Below are 18,290 nucleotides of genomic sequence, written 5' to 3'. Positions count from 1 at the left end.
CTTAGGTTTTTTACATTACTTAACATAGTTTGGTGTTTTCAAGTTGTTCCACTTAACTCATATCAAAGGGTTTATAAATGTTAGACGCAAAGTATATGTAAACTAACTGCATAAATCACCAACTAATATCTGATAAATCTATAACAGCACAAATTCCGCCCATAAACACACATTCAAATATCATCAATATCACTTATTAACTTTGCTAATCGCAAATATGACAAATGGATAGGATATCTAGTTATCATTGCCGTTGATTATCAAAAATGCCAAGATTGTTATTAATTTTAATAGCTAGTAAAACTCAGGTAATTTAATTATATGGTGATACGCTCTAGAAGACCACTCGCTCAAAGTCCAAAAACGAAGCAACTTTTTTGGCGAATCCTCCAGCAAATCTTTGCCCCATTATGCGGTATTGCTAGTATTTTAATACTTTGGCATTTGATGAGCCTTACTCCTAATACCTCTTTACCTTCTCCTGTTGCAGTTATCAGGAATACTTGGGAATTGATTATTGACCCATTTTTTAATAAAGGTGGATTAAATAAAGGCTTCTTTTGGTTGATTCTTGCTAGCCTCAAACGAGTCACTTTTGGTTATTTGATAGCTGTAGTTATTGGCATTCCCATTGGTTTTTTGATTAGCCTCAATAAATTTTTAAAACAAGCTATAGATCCCGTCATCCAGATATTGCGCCCTGTTGCACCTCTAGCTTGGCTACCTTTAGCCCAGGCTATATTTCTGAAACCAAATCCATCGGCTATTTTCGTAATCACCATTACTGCTATTTGGCCGATTATTCTCAATACAGCTTTGGGTGTACAAATGATTCCCAAAGATTATACTAATGTCTCAAAAATTTTAGGTCTCTCATTTTTTGAGAACTTTTACAAAGTCCTGCTCCCTGCAACACTACCTTACATTTTTACTGGGTTAAGAATTGCTATTGGTCTTTCTTGGTTAGCCGTTGTTGCGGCGGAAATGTTACTCGCCGATGATGGACTAGGCTTTTTTATTGTCGATGCCTACAACAATTCCAATATTAGTGAAATTATATTGGCAATCATCTATCTGGGTGTAGTTGGTCTGGTACTAGACAAAATTATGGCTTATATAGCTTTCAAAGTTACACCACAAGAATAGTCATTAGTTATTCTCCTCTGTCACCTGTTACCTGTCACCTGTCCCCATCCATGAATTTGTGTACCACGATTTATTAGGAGATACTCCAATGCAGAATTTCGTCAAGATTCACAACATCAATAAAGAATATCGTGCGCCCAACGGTGATAGAAACATCATTCTCGAAGATATCAATCTAGAAATTAAGCAAGGAAATTTTATTTCTCTAATTGGTCATTCTGGTTGTGGTAAGTCAACATTGTTGAATATTATTGCTGGGATGGATAAAGCTTCACGGGGTTATGTGGAAGTAGACGGTACACGAGTACAGCGTCCAGGATCAGATCGGATGATGGTATTTCAAAACTATTCGTTGTTACCTTGGTTAAGTGCTTGGGATAATGTGGCTTTAGCTGTTAATAAAGTGCTATCTCACAAACCAAAAGTTGAACGCGATCGCATCATTGCTACTCACTTAGAAATGGTAGGTTTAAAAGATGCAGCCCGCAAAAAACCAGGACAACTTTCTGGGGGAATGAAACAAAGAGTCGCCCTCGCCCGTGCTTTAGCAATTAAACCCAAACTATTACTATTAGATGAACCCTTTGGGGCTTTGGATGCCCTCACCCGCAAAACGCTACAAGCGGAGTTGATGGATATTTGTAATCTGGCTGATATTACGACCATTATGGTGACTCATGATGTAGACGAGGCACTGTTACTTTCCGATCGCGTGGTGATGTTGAACAATGGCCCGGCTGCTACTATTGGTCAAATTTTAGATGTCCCCTTTGGCCATTCTCGTATTCCATCAGAAATTGTAGATCATCCCCTCTATCATGATCTACGCCACGAATTGCTAAATTTTTTGCACCATCAGCAGCAAGCACAATATAGAAAAGTTGAAAAGATGCCGCTTGTGCAATCTGCGGCTTGAAAAAGATGGAAAAACTGACACTCCCCGTCGATTTATGGCGGGGATTCTTGGACTAATCACTTTTACAGTAATTTAGATATGACAAAGTTTACTAGAAGAAATTTTATAGCGGCTGGTAGTGCAGCGTTTTTATCTACAACTCTTAGTCATCATTCTGCGGCTATCCCATCTAATGCGAGTTTGTATGCTGGGAATGGTGATGCACCCGAAGTTACAGGGGCAAAACTAGGTTTTATCCCAGTGACTAGTGCTTGTCCCTTGATTGTGGCTAAAGCTAAGGGGTTTTTTGCCAAGCATGGAATGCCTAATGTTGAGGTGTTAAAACAACCTTCTTGGGCGGTGATGCGCGACAAACTGATGTTAGGTTCAGGTAATGAAGGGTTGGATGGCGCACATTTGCTGTTTCCTATGGTGCATTTGATGGCTACTGGGGAAATTAGCTATGGGCGTAAAGTTCCGATGTATATTTTGGCTCGGTTAAATCTTAACGGCCAGGGTGTTTCTGTCACCAATGCTTATCAAGATTTAAAACTTGGGCTAGATAGTTCTTCACTCAAGTCGGTGTTTGCTAAAAAAAGTTTAGGTGGGGAAAATGTGCGCTGTGCTATACCCTACCGCCGGGTGACAGGTGACTTCTTCATGCGTTGGTGGTTAGCTTATGGTGGGATTGATCCAGATAAAGACGTGTCATTGATTGTAGTTCCACCGCCGCAGATGGTAGCGAATATGCGGGGTGGCTCAATGGATGCTTTTTGTGTGGTAGATCCTTGGCATCATCGCTTGATTAAACAAGGAATTGGTTATTCTACAGTTACTAGTGGTGAGTTATGGAACAATCACCCAGAAAAGGCTCTGGGAGTGCGTGCTGAATGGGTAGATAAATATCCGAAAGCAGCCAAAGCTTTATTAGCGGCAGTATTGGAAGCGCAAATGTGGTGCGATCGCCCGGAGAATAAAGCAGAACTCTTTCAGATTTTATCGCAACGCCAGTGGATTGGAGTACCTAATGAATTTTTGCGCGATCGCCTCTTGGGTAAGTTCGATTATGGTAATGGGCGCGTAGTCGAAAATAGCCCCCATGCGATTAAATTCTGGCGGGAGAATGCCTCCTATCCGTATAAAAGCCATGACTTGTGGTTCTTCATTGAAGATATGCGCTGGGGTAATCGCCCCAAAGATTTTAATCCCCAACCAATCATCGATGCTGTCAACCGGGAAGATTTATGGCGAGAAGCCGCCAAACTCATCGGACAAGAAAAAGCTATCCCCGCTAGCACATCACGCGGTGTAGAAAAATTCTTTAACGGCTTAGAATTTGATCCCCAAAATCCCCAAGCTTATCTCAATGCTCCCAAAATTCGGAGTTAGTTATTAGTAATTATTATCTCCCCCAATCCCCAATCCCCAGTCTTCCAACCAGTAGCTATATACACTAATATTCGCTATATTCCCCTAAGTAGCTATTGGTGAGGATTGGTATGGGAAGACGTGGAAAAAGTCTTAAACTGGTTGCTGGTTTCTTGAGTGCGCTGGCTGTAACACAGTTTTTTGGGGTCAACACCTCTGCAAAGGCGGCTGATACTGTGGTGGTGCGTTATGGTTTATTTGCAGAATCAATTCCTCTGGCTGATTTGCAAACCGCCGCTACAACCGGAGAGTTTCCCAGCAGTTTAAATACGTTTACTAAGCGGTTATCTGAACAGCAACGTCGCTCTCTTTTGGGGATGTTGAGAATGAGAATACCTCTAAATGTGGTGACTCTGAGTAGGTTACTTAATACACAGATAGGTACAACTATCCTCAACGACCTCTCGAAGGCTGTAGTTCGCAAAGATCAAGCGGGTACAGAAGCTTTAAGAGCTGGGTTGGTACTAGGCTCTAATTCTTCCCAGGGTCTATCTGTACTTAGTTTTATTGCTGCTTATCCAAGTCAACGCTTGGAAATTAATGTACCCCAGGCGTTTGCAGTGATGGGAAGCTTGAATAATGCTTTTTGGCGTACCCAGCAGTTCATGTTTTCCCTGTCTCCCCAACTTGTACCTAAACCTTCCCAAATTAATTTACCCTTTGACCCCAGCCAACCAGGTAGCGCGTCTGTACAAGTGCTGAAGTTGAATTTTAATGATCAAACGCGGACTCGGAATATTCCTGTTGATGTTTACTGGTCAACTGCTGCCAATGCCAACAAACCTCTAATTGTATTTACTCATGGTTTGGGATCAATTCGCACTGATTTACGCTATTTAGCAGAACATCTGGCTTCCCACGGTTATATAGTTGCAGCTTTAGAACATCCTGGTAGTAATCAAACCAATGTTGATTTAGCTATTCAAGGTAAAACCAGAATTGTTCAACCCCAAGAATTTTTAGAACGTCCTAAAGATATTAGTTTTGTTTTAGATGAGTTAGCAAAGGTTAATCAAACAGCAGGTAATTCTCTAGAAGGGAAACTAGCAACTAATAATGCGATGGTGGTGGGTTATTCTTTTGGTGGTGGGACGGCTTTAGCACTGGCTGGAGGCGAATTACAACTAGCCGGACTCAAGCAACGCTGTCAGAGCAAGTTAGCTACTTTCAGTATTGGGGAAACTATCCAATGTATTGCCCAAGAATTGCCCGAAAATACCTATCAACTGCGGGACAATAGAATTAAACAAGCGATCGCTCTTAGTCCGACAACTTCATTGATTTTTGGTGACACTGGTTTAACTAAAGTAGAAGTACCTACCTTAATTTTGGCTAGTTCCGCAGATAAAACCACCCCGGCTTTAACTGAACAAATCATGGGATTTAGTAAAATTCCCTCTCCCAAATGGTTCGCGGGTGTGATTGGTGGTACGCATTTAAGTGTCAAAGACCCCAGCACTACTTTAGATCAAGCAGATAAACCCAATACACCCTTGAGTGGTGGTGAAATTGTCGGTGAACAAGCTGCTGATGTGCGAAAATTCGTGCAGGCGATCGCTTTAGCAATGGCAGCACAACTCACACCAGAAGCTGAGAAATACGCGATTTTTCTTACTCCAGATTATGCTCAGGTAGCCTCTACGAAGGTCTTTCCTTTCCGCATAGTTAGAGATATTCCAACCCAACAGAACTAAGCTATTGGGCGTTGAAAATGCTGTAAAAAGTTAACGCGGTGTTACCGTAAACCTTTTCACGACAAATTTCCCAATTGGGAATTACTATGTCTGTCCACCCTTGAGGATTATGCTCAACAGCGATTTCACCATTGGGATCTAATAATTGATAGTGAGCGATCGCTTCTAATACCTGCTGATATAATCCACTAGCATAGGGTGGGTCAAAATAAATTCTGTCAAACGACTGCCCTGATAAGTGCTTTAGCTGCTGGATAACATCGCCGCGCAATACTTGCCATTTTTGATTTGACTGTGCCACTGTCTGCCAGTTTTGTTGAATTACAGCACAGGCGCGGCTTGATTTTTCAATTCCGACTACCAACCTGGCTTCTCGACACAAAGCTTCTGCACCCATTGAACCCGTACCGGTGCATAAATCCAGCCAGCGACAACCTGATATTTCTCCCTGCCAAATATTAAAAACTGCTTCCCTCACCCGCGCACTGGTGGGTCGGGTTTCTTGTCCTGGTAAGGTTTTAATTTGGCGATTCCCGTAAATTCTTAGACTCATTAGTCAATAGTTATTGCTCACTGGTCATTAGTCATTAGTCTGTAGCAAAACGAATGACAAAGGACAAATGACAAACCCTAAAATTTCCATTTAAATATTATGCGGCGATTTTTTCCCGTACTTGCGAAACGAAATTAGACAAGATTTGCAACCCAATGTTAGAAGATTTTTCCGGGTGAAATTGTACTGCCATCAGGTTTTCATGGGCAATAGCAGCTGTAATGGTTTGCGTACCGTGGGTAACGGTTGCAGCCCGGATTTGCGCCTCAATAGGGTCAACATAGTAAGAATGCACAAAATATACCCAAGGTTGAGGGGGTAAATGCTCCCACAAAATACTTTTTGGTTGAGTGAATTGCAGCTGATTCCAACCCATGTGGGGAATTGTAATTCCAGGTTCGTGGACAAACCGCCGCACTTTTCCCCGCACAATTCCTAGTCCTGGTTGAGTTCCTTCGGCACTGGATTCAAAGAGAATTTGTAGTCCTAAACAAATGCCTAAGAAGGGTTTGCCAGATGCGATTGTATCTTTAATCGGTTGTTCTAAATCTCGCTCGCGGATATGTTGCATTGCGGGATCAAATGCTCCTACTCCTGGCAAGACAACGGCATCTGCTTGAGCTAATTCCTTGGGGGAATGAGTAATTTTAGGAGTCGCTCCAGCTTTTTCTAACCCCTTACAAACAGAATGCAAATTTCCCATGTCATAGTCTACAACCGCAATAACTGGCATCGACTTTCTCCTTGTAAATTATTTATGGAGGGTTTTTCTATTCTAAATAATATTTTCCATGAAGAAAAGAATACTATTAACTTCTTTTGACACTTGGCTTGATGATCAGCACTCAAATTCTTCTGATGATTTATTATTTGAAGTCTCTAAACTTGACTCACTCCCCTATGATTTAAAATTTTTGCGCCTGTTACCTGTAGATATCGAGCTTGCTAGTTATCGGGTGATGGCAAAAATAGAGACATCTCCACCAGATTACATCGTCTGTTGTGGCATGGCTGCGAGTCGGCAAAAATTAAGTCTAGAACTTGGTGCTAGCCGTGGAGAAAGCTTTTTACAGACAAAAATTGATGTCAAACAATTAGTCTCAGGAGCAAAGGTAACTGATATTAGTGACGACTGCGGTAAATTTGTTTGTGAGGGACTTTATTATTCCGTACTGAACTACTTAGAACAAAATAAACTGGCAGCACATTGTATATTTGTTCATGTTCCAGTTTTAAATCAAGAAAATTTTATAGAGATTTTGTCAGATTTCTTATTAATTATTAACAATTTGGCACTTTTATAAATCGCTAGCGTCAAAGCGGGAGCAGGGTAGACAAGGGAAATTATATTGACTATCGGGACTTAAACATTTTTGAGTCATAAAAAAGCCTCAAACTCATACAGGGCATTCTTGTGTTCGCGTAGTGTTCCCGCAGAGTAGCAAAAATCCCCCAGCTAGAAGCCGTGGGGATTTTCAACCTGAGAATGTAAAGATGTTGTTATAGTAACAATCACAACATCTTTAGACCTCATCTTTAGACCTCTTGCAAAAGTCATGATGATAGCGTCCTTCTTTGCGCCTTTGCACCTTTGCGCGAAACAAAAAAAATATATATACAAGAGGTCTATTGTTATTAGTTTGACCATGTTTGGTTAATCAAAACGGGTTTCTGTTGAGGCATTAATTGTTTGCCAAATTTGGCGTAGAGAGCAGGAATAACCAACAAAGTCAAAGCTGTAGAAGTAAATAAACCGCCTAAAACTACAATTGCCAAGGGTTGCAGAATTTCATTTCCAGCTCCACTGGCGATCGCCAAAGGCAGCATCCCCAATGCTGATGTGAGTGCCGTCATCAGAATGGCGTTCACTCGTTCTAGAGAACCGTCCTTTGGTAACAGCGATTAGTTCGCCTTTGGTCGCGCCGGTGGTGACTTCTACTGGCTCATAAAAATTCTCGTACTGCACAAAGACTATCTGTTTACCGTTGGCATCAACTAATGCCGTCACCGGAATCATCACAGCAGATCCAGATTTCGCAGAGGAGGCGATCGGTGTCACCACAATACCTAACAGTTGATTGGTTTGGGGATTGACTTTCACGCGATTAATGCCACCTGTTGCCTGAAATTCATCACCATGTCCAACGTGAGCAAATACAACAGTGGGCGCACTGATAATTAAACTGGCTGCCAGAATGGAACTCAATAAGCATATATGAAAAATGCGAATGTTGTCTGTCGCTCGTATACTCGTAAAGCCGCAGAAAGCGCAATTCTAGGAGTTCTTAATAAATCAGTTGATCCAACGCTTGGTCATTAGCTATGATGCGCTCAATTCCATTTTGTGACACAGAGGAATAAGGGTTTGAGAGAGTTTTTGCGTAAGCCCTGATAAAGTAGATGGAGTTGGCGCAGCAATCGCAGCGATTATCTACGACCTTAAGAAAAGGAGGAGAGAATGAGTGTTTCCATTATCAATGAAGTGATCAAACGGCTAGAAATAATGCCGCAGCACTTGCAACAACGAGTGCTTGAATTTACTCAAGCGTTAGTAAAAGCTGAAGTTCGAGGAACTCCAGGGCAGCAATTGCTACGTTTTGCAGGTTCAATCCCTCCGGACGATCTCCAGGTAATGCGTGAGGCGATCGAGCAGGATTGTGAACGGGTAGATGTCGATGAGTGGTAAGTATTTGCTTGATACCAACATCATTATTGCTCTTTTTGCAGATGAAGCGATGGTCAAAAGCAATCTTGCTCAAGCCAACGAAGTTTTCATTCCAAGTTTTGTGATTGGTGAGTTGTGTTATGGAGCCAGAAAGTCAGGACGAGTTGAAGCAAATTTGGCCAGAGTTGATGAGCTAGTTGCTAGCAGCACGATATTGGGATGTGACGCTGAAACCGCACGGCAATACGGTGAGGTCAAAAACAAGTTAAGGCTCAAGGGTCGTCCGTTACCTGAGAACGATGTCTGGATTGCATCTCTTGCACTGCAACACGCTCTGATTCTAGTAACACGCGATGCTCATTTTCAAGAAGTGGAGAGTCTACAAGCAGTAGCGTGGTGAGTAAAGCTGCCGCATAACAACCCGGTCGGAGCGGACTGCCGAAAGTCCTGAGTGTGGATGCAAAGGTGGCTTGCCGCCGCACAACTTCACTCAGTATAGTCAAACCGTTTGTGATGGCAGAATTGCTGGTACGGTTGCGCGCCCTTCAGAGGCGATCGCAATTCCAATAATTTGATATGTGGAGGTGAATATTTTCAAGCTATGTTGGATTTATTACTAAGCTTACTCGTCGCTCAATCTACTCCTGCTGCACCACCATCGGAAGAAGTGGTACAACCGCAACAAGTGCGCCCGTTACCAGGACAATTGGATGCAGTACCAACATTTAATAGCAATAGCCCCGAATTGGTTTTAAAAGAGGGGATTTTACTTTCTACCTTTCCCGCAGAGGGAAAAAAAGTACCATCAGCCCATTTGAATTTTCCCTTTCGCGGTAGATTTGATGTGTTTGCTCACCACGTCGCCAAAGCTGATCCGCCGGAGGATTTACGCTCATTATATTTAGGGATAATTTTACATAACCCCACGGCTGAAGCAGTAACAGTCAATGTGTTGCAAGGAGCAAGTTATTTAAGTCAACCGGATGCACCGTTTATTCAGTTACCGGCGTTTAGTCCAAATTTATTGGGTAATGTGTTCGCTGGGCCAGGCGATCGCGTTATGCTAGATGTCCTCAGAGGACGGCGACAAGATATTTTCCCTGACCAAATTGTGATTTCACCAGGGGAAAGTCGAATGCTACTCAATCAGCCGATTCCCGTGAAAGGACTCACACCACCCCTGAATGGTCGCTCAACTTTGGCACGACTGCGGAGTAATGGTACAGTCTATGCAGCTAGTTTGGCTATGTTTGCTCAGACTAATGCTGATGGTAGTGAACGTGCGCCGACCGTGGAAGAGTGGCAAAACTTATTAAATAATAGTGATGTATCTAGTCCCAGGGATAAAGTACCCACACCCTTAGAAGAAACTGGTAAGCCACGTATTTATGGCCGGGTGGCTGGGGTAGCGCGTGGGGCGCAATGGCGAGCCTTTATTGTTGATAGTCTCAAAGCCAAGTATTTAACTATTCCCCAACCAGGACAAGCATTTTCTTATGGTCTTAGTACCCTGCATGGTGGGACTTTAGGAACAGAGCAAATTCAAAGTGCGCCGCTTTTGGTACGTTACCCTGACACCGCTTATCGCGCACATGGGAATTACGGTCTTCAATATAGTTTGAAGTTACCCTTGTATAACAATACTCCTAGTTCTCAGACTGTTACTGTATCAATACAAACCCCACTTAAAGAAGACCGACTTACACAACCCGGACTACGCTTTTTTACTACTCCAGCCCGTCAAGTCTTTTTTAGGGGAAGTGTGCGGATACGACATAGAGACGATAATGGCCAGCCTAAGACTAATTTTATCCATTTAGTGCAGAGGAGAGGGCAACCAGGGGAAGCATTAGCTGTATTAAACATGAAAACAGGCGATCGCCGATTAGTAGAAGTAGATTTTCTCTATCCCCCAGATGCGACACCACCGCAGGTGTTAACAGTCTCTACCCAGGCTAAATAAGACTAGGGGATATTTTCACTGTCCGTTTGCTCATTTTGCCATTGTGAGTGGTAATTATCTCAAAATAAGCCAACGGACAGATGCCAGTCCCTAATAATAAAAAACCCGCCTAGGCGGGATTACACACAACAACACTTATAAACAATGAAAAGAAAACTAGACCTTAGCTAAAATGTCTCATTTCTGCTTCTAGTTGCCGAATTAGCCTTTGATCACCATGAGCTTTAGCTACTTCTAAGCGATGCTCGATGTTTCTTTGAATATTTTGTTTGTGTAGTTCTTTGGCAGCACTCACTGCTCTGAGTCTATTTTGGCTCATAGTAGTTAAACCCTTTAATTTTCTTCTCTATATTTGTTATTCCTAACATAGCATAAAATTTAGTAGCCGTTGTTACAGAAACTTTCAACTTAATATACATTAACTTAAATTCTGATGTTGGAACATCATGTAAATCATGCACTTGTAACCTTATTAAGCGATTTTGGCGATCGCGATGTCTATGTAGCTGTAATGAAAGGGGTAATTGCCCAAGTCAACCCTAAATTGCAGGTGGTGGACTTGATGCACCAAGTTCCAGCCCAAGATATTGCTGTTGCTAGATTTTGTTTGATAAATGCTTATCCCTATTTCCCGCAGGGGACAGTACATCTAGCCGTTGTAGATCCGGGGGTGGGTAGTCAAAGAAAGGCGATCGCCGTAAAATTTGCTGGTGGTTTTTTGGTAGGGCCAGATAATGGGATATTTAGTGGTGTATTAGCTCAAAATCCCGCAATTACATCTGTTGAACTCACTAATCCTCAATATTGGAGAACTTCCCAGCCTAGCAAGACTTTTCACGGTAGAGATATTTTTGCACCTGTAGCTGCTCATCTTGCCAGTGGTGTCTCAATACAACAGCTAGGACAAGAAATTGATCCACGATCCTTAGTAAAACTTAATGTTAAGCAGTGTAATCAAACAAAAACTGCGGTTACGGGTTGCATTCAATATATAGATCACTTTGGTAACTTAGTGAGTAATATTCCAGAGAGTTACGTGCAAGCTAAAAAATGGTGTGTACAAATCTCAGGTGTGATGATTCCAGGGTGTGAAACTTACAGTGATGTTCCGTTTGGAGATGCTATTGCTTTAGTTGGGAGTCATGGCTGGGTAGAAATTGCCGTTAATGGTGGTAATGCACATTTACAGATGCACATCAATTTTTATGATCGATTAGAAGTATTATTTTTGCATAAAAATCAGAATGCTTTGGCATAGTTATCCATAGTCGAAAATAGTACAATTGGCCTATCAGCTAATTACCTGAGCTGTTTACTGAAAAATTGCAATTCTACTGTGATATTTATATGACTACATCAACAGTATCTACACCAGAAGTTTATCAAGGTCAGTTTGCGGAGTTTACAATTACTCAGAGCGATCGCACAGGTGTAATTATCTATCGTGCTGGGTTAATGGTAGCGGCATTGAGTTTTGCGATCGGCAGTGCTTTAGTATTATTCAACAACAATCCCATTGTTATCCAAGCTGTTACCCCTTTATATACTTGTTTCAGCCTGGCTCTTGGTGTGAGTTTATTAACAATACATATTTACATGGCATCGTTGCACAGACTATTGCAAGCTTTTTGGTTGATTGGTAGCATTTCCTCATTTGTAATAGGGCATTATGACAGTGAACCTTTTGCTGTCACTGTCTACAATCAACCATTAACTTTATTTGGTGTGGGGTTTACCTTCGTTGCTTTGACAGGGATTTATTTTAAAGAAGCTTTTTGCTTTAATCGCGCTGAAACTAAAGTGTTAACTGTCATAGTCCCCCTGCTATTATTAGGGCATTTATTAGGTATTTTACCTACTGAAGCCGAACAATTTCTGTTAGGAGCTTGGGCAATTTTATTTTTGGTGTTTGCCTCCCGTAAAGCAGTGCAAGCAATTCCTCCTGATATTGGGGATAAATCTGTATTTACTTATTTAAAAAACAAGTCATCGGTCGGAGTTTAATACCCAGAAAAATCACATATTGCTCAAATAACCCCTGAAGTGTTTGCTTCTCTGAGTGGCTATAATTTCATTTTGAATGTCCTATCTGACACCAAGATTTTTTGAATTGGTATAACATGAATTTGCCGAATTTATGTTATGTTACTGATATCCACATTTTGGAATTTGAGGTATTGCAAAACCTCTTGATATATCTGACTATTAACGCGAGCGCCTCGTTTGCCGTTTTCCAGTTTGATATCATCTACAAATAAATTGAGTCGAAATTTCATATAGGCAGCTCCTTGTTTATATTCTATCCCTTTAACCGAAACTTGGGGATTTTGCCATTTTTGTCGCGGTTCTTTAAATTTTTCCAAAAGCCATTTGTTTAGCTCCATGACATAATCATCTAAGCGAGTTTCTTCACGTTGAGGATTAGAAATTTTCTGATAAAGCTTCTGCACTCGTCGCTTGATTAAATTTATTTTCCGTTCCCATTCTTCGGAAATTAGATAGCTGTCATTATCCAACAGATTTGGATCGCGAATGGAAGCACGATACCATTCACGAACTAGTTCAATCAATGTGTCCTTAGCGCGAGTTTCATTAAAGGTAAAAATAGAGCGTCTATTTTGAATTTCAGTGATAGGTTCTAATCCAATTAAGCTAAGAATTTCTCGATATTCTTGCTGTATATTCTCGATCTCATCTTGGGTGAGACCGCCTTTTTCTGCAAATTGCAAGGTAACTACTAATGCTTCAAGTCCTTGCTGAATTTCTTCTAGTTTCAAATTCACTTCTTGTTCTGCAAGTAAGCGTAGTCTACCGATTTCACGTTGATCTGCTAGTTCTGCTAATTGATAGTAATTATCTAGTATTTCTAATTTGCCACCTATATCGCCTAAAGTATCTGGATGAGCTAGAATTGCCTCCTGGATAACTCGCTTTACTTCATAGAGGTCAAATTCAGTTGGCAGTCGCAGTTCTGTGGAAAAGTGATAGTAGGATGTGGGACGGCTGAGATTGGTAATATTTTGGCTTTGGAGATTGCTGTTGGGAATATAAATATCACAATGTTTTTCCGGTATATACAGTTGAGTTACCCGTACCCCAATTCTGCGTAATATGGCAACAGAGTCATTATCTAGCAGCAACACATCTCCAAATTGAAAGGGTGTATCAATTAGCAGAACTACACCACTAAAAAAGTTTGCCAAAATTCCTTGAGCTGCAAAGCCAATAACAAAGGTAGCCCCACCCAGGGCAACCCAAATGCCTGTAAGATCGACCCCAAACGATCGCAACACAAACACGCCAGCTAGAGTGAAAATGATCACAGGAACTACTGCCTCAACCAAAGGTAGCAGCACATCATCCCACATTGCCTCAGTTTGTTGGGTGTATTCTCTCAGATAATAAATCAATACTTGTAGCAGCAGTTGTACTAACCAGTAGCTAATCGAAATAATCAAACCTGCTGCTAAGATACTTTCCAACCCATCAATAATTTGATTATCAGGTAACTTATGTAATGTGAACTTTAAAAGAGCTAATACAAAAACTGTCAGTGCAGGATAGGCAGAAACATTAAGTGTTACTAATGCAATGTCTCGTTCAAATTTGCGAAAAATAGAACGCAAAACATAAAAGAAAATGACATAAAGTAAGATGCCACCAACAACTGTAATTAGTAAGCTACTCAGAACGAAAGCCCAAGTATTAGTTTCAAATGGTAAAAAATTATCGAGCATTGTAGTAGTTTTATTGCTATTATTTATAATCCCTTCATTATGCTAGTAAATCTTATATTTCTACCTCATACTTATTTACTAAGTCTATCTTCCCACTATATAACATTGAAAACATTTGATAATTTTACGGTAAATCTCACTACTGACGCGATCGCCTCATTCGCAATTTTCTAATTTAATATGATCAATATAGTATTGAAGCATAAATTGAATAAAAATTGCACTACTACCGTAGACAGTTTTATCTATTAGCACTTGTAGTGCTTGCTATTGACTAGTAGCTCAGGTATGCCTCTATCATAATTAAGTTAAATGTCAAAAAGCTTAAACCCAGCAATAATAAGGTTTAAGCTTTTTAGTTTATTTATTATTGAATTTCTAGTTTGAGACCAGGGAGCAACCGCTCTAGATTTTTCAACGATTTTCCTTGCCAAGGCATAGCATTTGAACCTAAAACAATCAACTGAATTCCTTTTTTCTTACGTAAACTTAGGACAAATTTTGATAACATACTAATACCGGAACTGTTGAGAAATCCTAAATCTCTTAAATTCAAAGTCATCATTGCCGGATCAGTTGCGGCAATTTCATTGAGTAGATTAGTAATTGGTTCATATTCACTTGATCCCCCAAGACTCAGTTCTCCTTTAAAGTTGACTGTTGCAGAGTCTTTATCACCTTCAACTGTGTAATCTTCACCTTTAACTTCTTGCATAACCATATTATTTTTTCTTCCTAAATCAACAATAATTGAATCAGACACCGACGAATACTATACCTTGATTTGTGCCATTGTAGTTACAGCCATGATGAGAGATTCTTTCTGAATAGTTTCTAACCTCCAACCAATTTTGGCTGAATAGTCATTAATCATCGTTAACAGACCTAAGCCGGAAGAACCATTTTCTTCAGCACTTTTTTCAATTTGGCGTACATACATTTCATGGGTGTCTGAAGCTAGTAATTCTTCAATAAATTTTCTCAATTTAGCTTCACCGCCTGGTCTAATGCTATTGCTGGCAAAAATTACGGCAGTGACACTATCTGAGTCATTTAAGAAATGAATGCCAAATCTTACTTTGTAGCTAGAAATATCATCATTAAATTTCATAGCATTTTCTAGAAGTTCGTTGGCGACATAGCTAACAGCACTTTTACTTTCTTTAATTATTTTCTCTTGATTTTGTTCATTTTCATCTAGAGGTAAAAAATTGGTGAAGTAGTCAGCAAAAAAATGTGCTGAAAGTCGATTGTTACGCCAACGTTGTTTGATTGGGCGAGAACTGGGTGTAAAAGAAAGTTCCAGAGAATCATGCTCTGGAGGAAAGTCAGAGATAAAATCGCCAAATAATTCAGTCTTGATGATAGAGCCTGTAGATATTTGAATCATAGATTTTTCACCTTAAAACAATGATAAAAGAATATTTTTTTTATTTTTCATTATTAATTCTCAAAAACTTCTTCTGGTCGCTTGAATACGAGCAATGTGATGTCATCAAATACTTTTTGTTTGCCAATATGTCGCCGCACATCTAAAATTACTGCATCTTTAATTTCTGGTGCTGATTTGTGCCAGTTTTGACTAATAATTTCACATAATGGTTCTAGACCGTATTGATTCTTATTCATATCCTTAGCTTCGGTAATACCATCGGTGTAGAGAACAACTCCATCACCGGGTTGTAATTCCAGGGTTATATTACTAATAAAATCAGCAATGTCATCATCTAAACCTATGGGGAAACCCAAGTCCATCGTGTCAATCAGCTCAATTTCTCCACCTTTGCGGACGATAATCGTTTCTTCATGCTGTCCACTGATACTTATTTGCCCTTGAGTATAGTTAAGAATCACCAATGTCAAATTCTTCTCAGAGTTCATCCGTTGCACGTTTTTGTAGATGGTGCGGTTGAGTGTGTCCATGAAGCGCACTGAGTCATATTCGGGGATTTCTCTGAGGAGGCGAACTGCGGTTTGCGTCATTAGCATTAACAATCCGCTTTCCAGTCCATGTCCAGTCACATCTCCAATCCCAAGTGTTACTATTCCATCGGTGTATAGTACGTCGTAGTAATCGCCGCCGACTTCATCCGCAGCTTCCATAAAACCAGCGATATCTAGTTCTTCAATAGCTTCTAGTTCCTCTGGTTTTGGTAGAATCATCTGCTGCATTTGCCGAATTATATCGAGTTCGGCACTCATGCGGAGGTTTTCTCCTTTGAGTTTTTCATTAAGGAGACTGATTTCTTCATTAGCTGAGGCTAGTTCAGCAGTGCGTTCTTTAACTTTAATTTCTAGATTGCGGGCATAATCTTCCAACTGCCGATAAGAAAGCATCAGATTTTGCCATAAAACCTGCATAAGACCAATTATTAACGCACTGACAACAGTCAATATTGGTGTAAATACAGGAATTAACCAACCACTAAGAAAGGCAACATAAGCACTGCTAAGAATAATCACTACAGCCAGTAACAAACCACCTATGGTCAGCCAACGTTTTTTGATATAAATTGCGCCAAGGGTGGCACTATATCCAGACCAAAAGAAGATTAATAACCAGTTTAGAGGTTTAATAGTAGCTCGCATCATTGGCCGGCCATCTATAGCGGCACTGATGATCTGGCTGGCAAGATTCGCGTGAACTACGACTCCAGGAATTAGCTCTGTAGGAAAAAATAAGTTGTTATTGTAAGGGGTACTATAGTTATCATTTAAACTGGGAGCTTTTGCGCCGATCAAAACGAGGCGATCGCGGATAAAATTAGCAGGTATACGATTTTCTAAAACATCGGTCAGAGAAATATGGGGAAAGCTGTTAAGTCCACCTCGATAGTTCATTAAAATTTGATATCCCCCCATGTCGGCTTGGTTGTATTCTCCATCATTACTAGATAGAGGCACAAACTTAGCTTTGCCTAAACCATAGATTTGTTTATCTGCGTTGATTTCTGTTAATTCAATGCCTGATTTTTCTAAATATGTTAAGGCTAGTTTTACTCCTAGACCTTGAGCTAAACTTTGATCGGGTTTACCTAATAAAATAATACCCCGGCGAATTTTGCCATCTGTATCTAAGAGTAAGTCATTGGCAGCTACTTGACCCTGTTTAGCTAGAATTGGTGGTGGTGCAATTGGGTTGCCGGCAACTTTTTCAATGCCAATAAAATTGGGAGTATTTTGGAATTCTTTGACTAGTTCTGGGTGTCCTGGTTCTACTGGTAAATCTCGATAGATATCGATGGCGATCGCTCTTGGTTGTTGGGCTTTGATATTGCGAATCATTTTAGCCATGACACGATCAGACATCGGCCATTGCTTGACGTGTTGAATATCTGGCTCATCAATTGTGACAATCACAATTCGATTATCTACAGATTCTTGGGGACGCAAACGAAATAACTGATCTAAAGTTGCCCATTCTAAAATTCTTAAAATACCGATATTACTCCCCGCAATTACTAATCCAGCAACACAGGGAGTAATTATCAGTGTTCCTTGCCATTTTTTCAGTGAATTTTTGAGTTTTTGCCAAATCATTTTATGATCACATTAAAAAGCTTCTGTTAATGGTTGAGAGGCAATGTCTTCTAGTCCAACTTGCTTGAGTAAATCGTGCCATTCAGTCACAAAAGCTTTGTTATTTGGCTGCGATCGCTTTGCATCTACTAAGACTTTGATGGTATCGTACCATACACCAGTCTCAGCATATTTAGTTGCTAATTCGACAGGAGAGGAGGCTAATTCTTGTTGATTAAATGTTGGTTCAACTCGTTTGATCCAGCCTATTACAGAATAATTATCAGGTCGAAGAACTCCGCCTGGTTCAATTGGTGCGAAATACCATAGGTAATTTTTATCCATGACCAAAGCTGGAGCTGTTGGCGGTAAGGTAATACTAACGACACCGCCATCGGGAGAGACTTTCAGCATTGTGGAGTAAAGGAAATTTCCGTCTTCATCTTGGAGGCTGAAAAACACAGTTTCTGCACCAACCGGAGGTAAATAAGCAAAAACGGTGGGTCGTGCTAATACTGTGCGTCCCTGTTTGTTGGGAGGAACTAATGCTGTTAATGGTAGAGTTTTTCCCCTTGTTCCGCCACCTATGCTGCTTCTGGGGGTTGAATTTCCACTAGGTAGAGTTAATTGCACGTTACCTCTAGTTCCGCCACCAACGCTGGTTCTAGGTGCTGAACCTCCTGGTAAGCC

19 protein-coding genes and 2 pseudogenes are annotated in these 18,290 nt (G+C 40.6%); 11 read left to right on the top strand and 10 right to left on the bottom strand.

What is annotated here, in order from left to right; genetic code table 11:
* The first annotated feature begins 321 nt into the window (after nt 1–321).
* From ntrB to VB693_RS08025, 4 genes are all read left to right on the top strand, one after another.
* A complete protein-coding gene (gene ntrB / locus VB693_RS08040; RefSeq protein WP_323265802.1) occupies nt 322–1,146 on the top strand; it encodes a nitrate ABC transporter permease in 825 nt (274 codons plus the stop codon).
* An 88-nt stretch (nt 1,147–1,234) separates the two neighbouring features.
* The gene (locus VB693_RS08035) at nt 1,235–2,062 is read left to right on the top strand and encodes a nitrate ABC transporter ATP-binding protein (RefSeq protein WP_323265801.1); all 828 of its coding nucleotides are present in this window, start codon (nt 1,235–1,237) and stop codon (nt 2,060–2,062) included.
* Between the two features lie 78 nt (nt 2,063–2,140).
* Entirely contained in the window at nt 2,141–3,430 is a 1,290-nt protein-coding gene (locus VB693_RS08030; protein ID WP_323265800.1) for a CmpA/NrtA family ABC transporter substrate-binding protein, read from the top strand.
* A 110-nt stretch (nt 3,431–3,540) separates the two neighbouring features.
* Nucleotides 3,541–5,163, top strand: coding sequence for an alpha/beta hydrolase (locus tag VB693_RS08025; protein ID WP_323265799.1), 1,623 nt, complete (start codon nt 3,541–3,543; stop codon nt 5,161–5,163).
* Between the two features lies 1 nt (nt 5,164).
* Here the strand turns inward: VB693_RS08025 and rsmD are convergent, their stop codons facing one another.
* Together rsmD and hisH are read right to left on the bottom strand one after the other, a co-directional pair.
* Nucleotides 5,165–5,716 (bottom strand): 16S rRNA (guanine(966)-N(2))-methyltransferase RsmD, encoded by a 552-nt coding sequence (gene rsmD, locus VB693_RS08020; RefSeq protein WP_323265798.1) that lies wholly within the window; start codon nt 5,714–5,716, stop codon nt 5,165–5,167.
* 97 nt (nt 5,717–5,813) lie between these two features.
* A complete protein-coding gene (gene hisH, locus VB693_RS08015; RefSeq protein WP_190707247.1) occupies nt 5,814–6,449 on the bottom strand; it encodes an imidazole glycerol phosphate synthase subunit HisH in 636 nt (211 codons plus the stop codon).
* 58 nt (nt 6,450–6,507) lie between these two features.
* Between hisH and VB693_RS08010 the strand changes: the two genes are divergently transcribed.
* Nucleotides 6,508–7,020 (top strand): peptidase C15, encoded by a 513-nt coding sequence (locus VB693_RS08010; RefSeq protein ID WP_323265797.1) that lies wholly within the window; start codon nt 6,508–6,510, stop codon nt 7,018–7,020.
* A 331-nt stretch (nt 7,021–7,351) separates the two neighbouring features.
* Here the strand turns inward: VB693_RS08010 and VB693_RS08005 are convergent.
* A pseudogene (locus tag VB693_RS08005) lies at nt 7,352–7,600 on the bottom strand (efflux RND transporter permease subunit); the annotation flags it as partial.
* Nucleotides 7,506–7,922, bottom strand: coding sequence for a hypothetical protein (locus VB693_RS08000; RefSeq protein WP_323265796.1), 417 nt, complete (start codon nt 7,920–7,922; stop codon nt 7,506–7,508). The gene VB693_RS08000 and the pseudogene VB693_RS08005, both read right to left, overlap by 95 nt.
* Nucleotides 7,923–8,174: 252 nt before the next feature.
* Between VB693_RS08000 and VB693_RS07995 the strand changes: the two genes are divergently transcribed.
* From VB693_RS07995 to VB693_RS07985, 4 genes and pseudogenes are all read left to right on the top strand, one after another.
* The gene (locus VB693_RS07995) at nt 8,175–8,402 is read left to right on the top strand and encodes a hypothetical protein (RefSeq protein WP_323265795.1); all 228 of its coding nucleotides are present in this window, start codon (nt 8,175–8,177) and stop codon (nt 8,400–8,402) included.
* Nucleotides 8,392–8,781, top strand: a complete 390-nt coding sequence (locus VB693_RS07990; protein ID WP_323265794.1) for a type II toxin-antitoxin system VapC family toxin — start codon at nt 8,392–8,394, stop codon at nt 8,779–8,781. Before VB693_RS07995 ends, VB693_RS07990 begins: the two co-directional genes overlap by 11 nt.
* 95 nt (nt 8,782–8,876) lie before the next feature.
* Nucleotides 8,877–8,948 (top strand): annotated as a pseudogene (locus tag VB693_RS29005) (DNA-binding response regulator); the annotation flags it as partial.
* Nucleotides 8,949–8,982: 34 nt separating this feature from the next.
* Nucleotides 8,983–10,344: a DUF3370 domain-containing protein gene (locus VB693_RS07985; RefSeq protein WP_323265793.1), complete on the top strand. Its 1,362-nt coding sequence runs from the start codon at nt 8,983–8,985 to the stop codon at nt 10,342–10,344.
* A gap of 163 nt (nt 10,345–10,507) precedes the next feature.
* On the opposite strand, the gene VB693_RS07980 is transcribed toward VB693_RS07985, so the two are convergent.
* On the bottom strand, nt 10,508–10,663 hold the full coding sequence (locus tag VB693_RS07980) for a hypothetical protein (protein WP_190707252.1): 156 nt from the start codon (nt 10,661–10,663) through the stop codon (nt 10,508–10,510).
* A 114-nt stretch (nt 10,664–10,777) separates the two neighbouring features.
* Between VB693_RS07980 and VB693_RS07975 the strand changes: the two genes are divergently transcribed.
* Both VB693_RS07975 and VB693_RS07970 read left to right on the top strand, forming a co-directional pair.
* Nucleotides 10,778–11,602 (top strand): SAM-dependent chlorinase/fluorinase, encoded by an 825-nt coding sequence (locus VB693_RS07975; RefSeq protein ID WP_323265792.1) that lies wholly within the window; start codon nt 10,778–10,780, stop codon nt 11,600–11,602.
* Between the two features lie 89 nt (nt 11,603–11,691).
* The gene (locus VB693_RS07970; RefSeq protein ID WP_323265791.1) at nt 11,692–12,348 is read left to right on the top strand and encodes a DUF2301 domain-containing membrane protein; all 657 of its coding nucleotides are present in this window, start codon (nt 11,692–11,694) and stop codon (nt 12,346–12,348) included.
* A gap of 131 nt (nt 12,349–12,479) precedes the next feature.
* Here VB693_RS07970 and VB693_RS07965 read toward each other — a convergent pair whose 3' ends face one another.
* The 5 genes from VB693_RS07965 to VB693_RS07945 form a co-directional block, all read right to left on the bottom strand.
* Nucleotides 12,480–14,081, bottom strand: a complete 1,602-nt coding sequence (locus tag VB693_RS07965) for a mechanosensitive ion channel family protein (protein WP_323265790.1) — start codon at nt 14,079–14,081, stop codon at nt 12,480–12,482.
* Nucleotides 14,082–14,448: 367 nt separating this feature from the next.
* Nucleotides 14,449–14,844: a slr1659 superfamily regulator gene (locus VB693_RS07960; protein ID WP_323265789.1), complete on the bottom strand. Its 396-nt coding sequence runs from the start codon at nt 14,842–14,844 to the stop codon at nt 14,449–14,451.
* Between the two features lie 9 nt (nt 14,845–14,853).
* Nucleotides 14,854–15,471: a DUF6272 family protein gene (locus VB693_RS07955; protein WP_323265788.1), complete on the bottom strand. Its 618-nt coding sequence runs from the start codon at nt 15,469–15,471 to the stop codon at nt 14,854–14,856.
* A gap of 53 nt (nt 15,472–15,524) precedes the next feature.
* Nucleotides 15,525–17,621, bottom strand: coding sequence for a CHASE2 domain-containing protein (locus VB693_RS07950; RefSeq protein WP_323265787.1), 2,097 nt, complete (start codon nt 17,619–17,621; stop codon nt 15,525–15,527).
* Between the two features lie 12 nt (nt 17,622–17,633).
* Nucleotides 17,634–18,290: DUF928 domain-containing protein (locus tag VB693_RS07945; RefSeq protein ID WP_323265786.1), on the bottom strand; the 657-nt coding region annotated here is incomplete at its 5' end.

The organism is Anabaena sp. UHCC 0399 (assembly GCF_034931465.1).
In the GTDB taxonomy this organism is placed as follows: domain Bacteria; phylum Cyanobacteriota; class Cyanobacteriia; order Cyanobacteriales; family Nostocaceae; genus Trichormus; species Trichormus minutissimus.
Note: the sequence above shows the minus strand (reverse complement) of the source record. Positions and strands in the feature narration are given on the sequence as shown.

Coding starts and splice junctions, on each gene's coding strand:
- VB693_RS08035 (WP_323265801.1), top strand. CDS start 1,235: ATGCAGAATTTCGTCAAGATTCACAACATCAATAAAGAATATCGTGCG.
- rsmD (WP_323265798.1), bottom strand. CDS start 5,716: ATGAGTCTAAGAATTTACGGGAATCGCCAAATTAAAACCTTACCAGGA.
- VB693_RS07990 (WP_323265794.1), top strand. CDS start 8,392: ATGAGTGGTAAGTATTTGCTTGATACCAACATCATTATTGCTCTTTTT.
- VB693_RS07975 (WP_323265792.1), top strand. CDS start 10,778: ATGTTGGAACATCATGTAAATCATGCACTTGTAACCTTATTAAGCGAT.
- VB693_RS08010 (WP_323265797.1), top strand. CDS start 6,508: ATGAAGAAAAGAATACTATTAACTTCTTTTGACACTTGGCTTGATGAT.
- VB693_RS07985 (WP_323265793.1), top strand. CDS start 8,983: ATGTTGGATTTATTACTAAGCTTACTCGTCGCTCAATCTACTCCTGCT.
- VB693_RS07955 (WP_323265788.1), bottom strand. CDS start 15,471: ATGATTCAAATATCTACAGGCTCTATCATCAAGACTGAATTATTTGGC.
- VB693_RS08025 (WP_323265799.1), top strand. CDS start 3,541: ATGGGAAGACGTGGAAAAAGTCTTAAACTGGTTGCTGGTTTCTTGAGT.
- VB693_RS07980 (WP_190707252.1), bottom strand. CDS start 10,663: ATGAGCCAAAATAGACTCAGAGCAGTGAGTGCTGCCAAAGAACTACAC.
- VB693_RS07995 (WP_323265795.1), top strand. CDS start 8,175: ATGAGTGTTTCCATTATCAATGAAGTGATCAAACGGCTAGAAATAATG.
- VB693_RS07950 (WP_323265787.1), bottom strand. CDS start 17,621: ATGATTTGGCAAAAACTCAAAAATTCACTGAAAAAATGGCAAGGAACA.
- VB693_RS07970 (WP_323265791.1), top strand. CDS start 11,692: ATGACTACATCAACAGTATCTACACCAGAAGTTTATCAAGGTCAGTTT.
- hisH (WP_190707247.1), bottom strand. CDS start 6,449: ATGCCAGTTATTGCGGTTGTAGACTATGACATGGGAAATTTGCATTCT.
- VB693_RS07965 (WP_323265790.1), bottom strand. CDS start 14,081: ATGCTCGATAATTTTTTACCATTTGAAACTAATACTTGGGCTTTCGTT.
- ntrB (WP_323265802.1), top strand. CDS start 322: ATGGTGATACGCTCTAGAAGACCACTCGCTCAAAGTCCAAAAACGAAG.
- VB693_RS08030 (WP_323265800.1), top strand. CDS start 2,141: ATGACAAAGTTTACTAGAAGAAATTTTATAGCGGCTGGTAGTGCAGCG.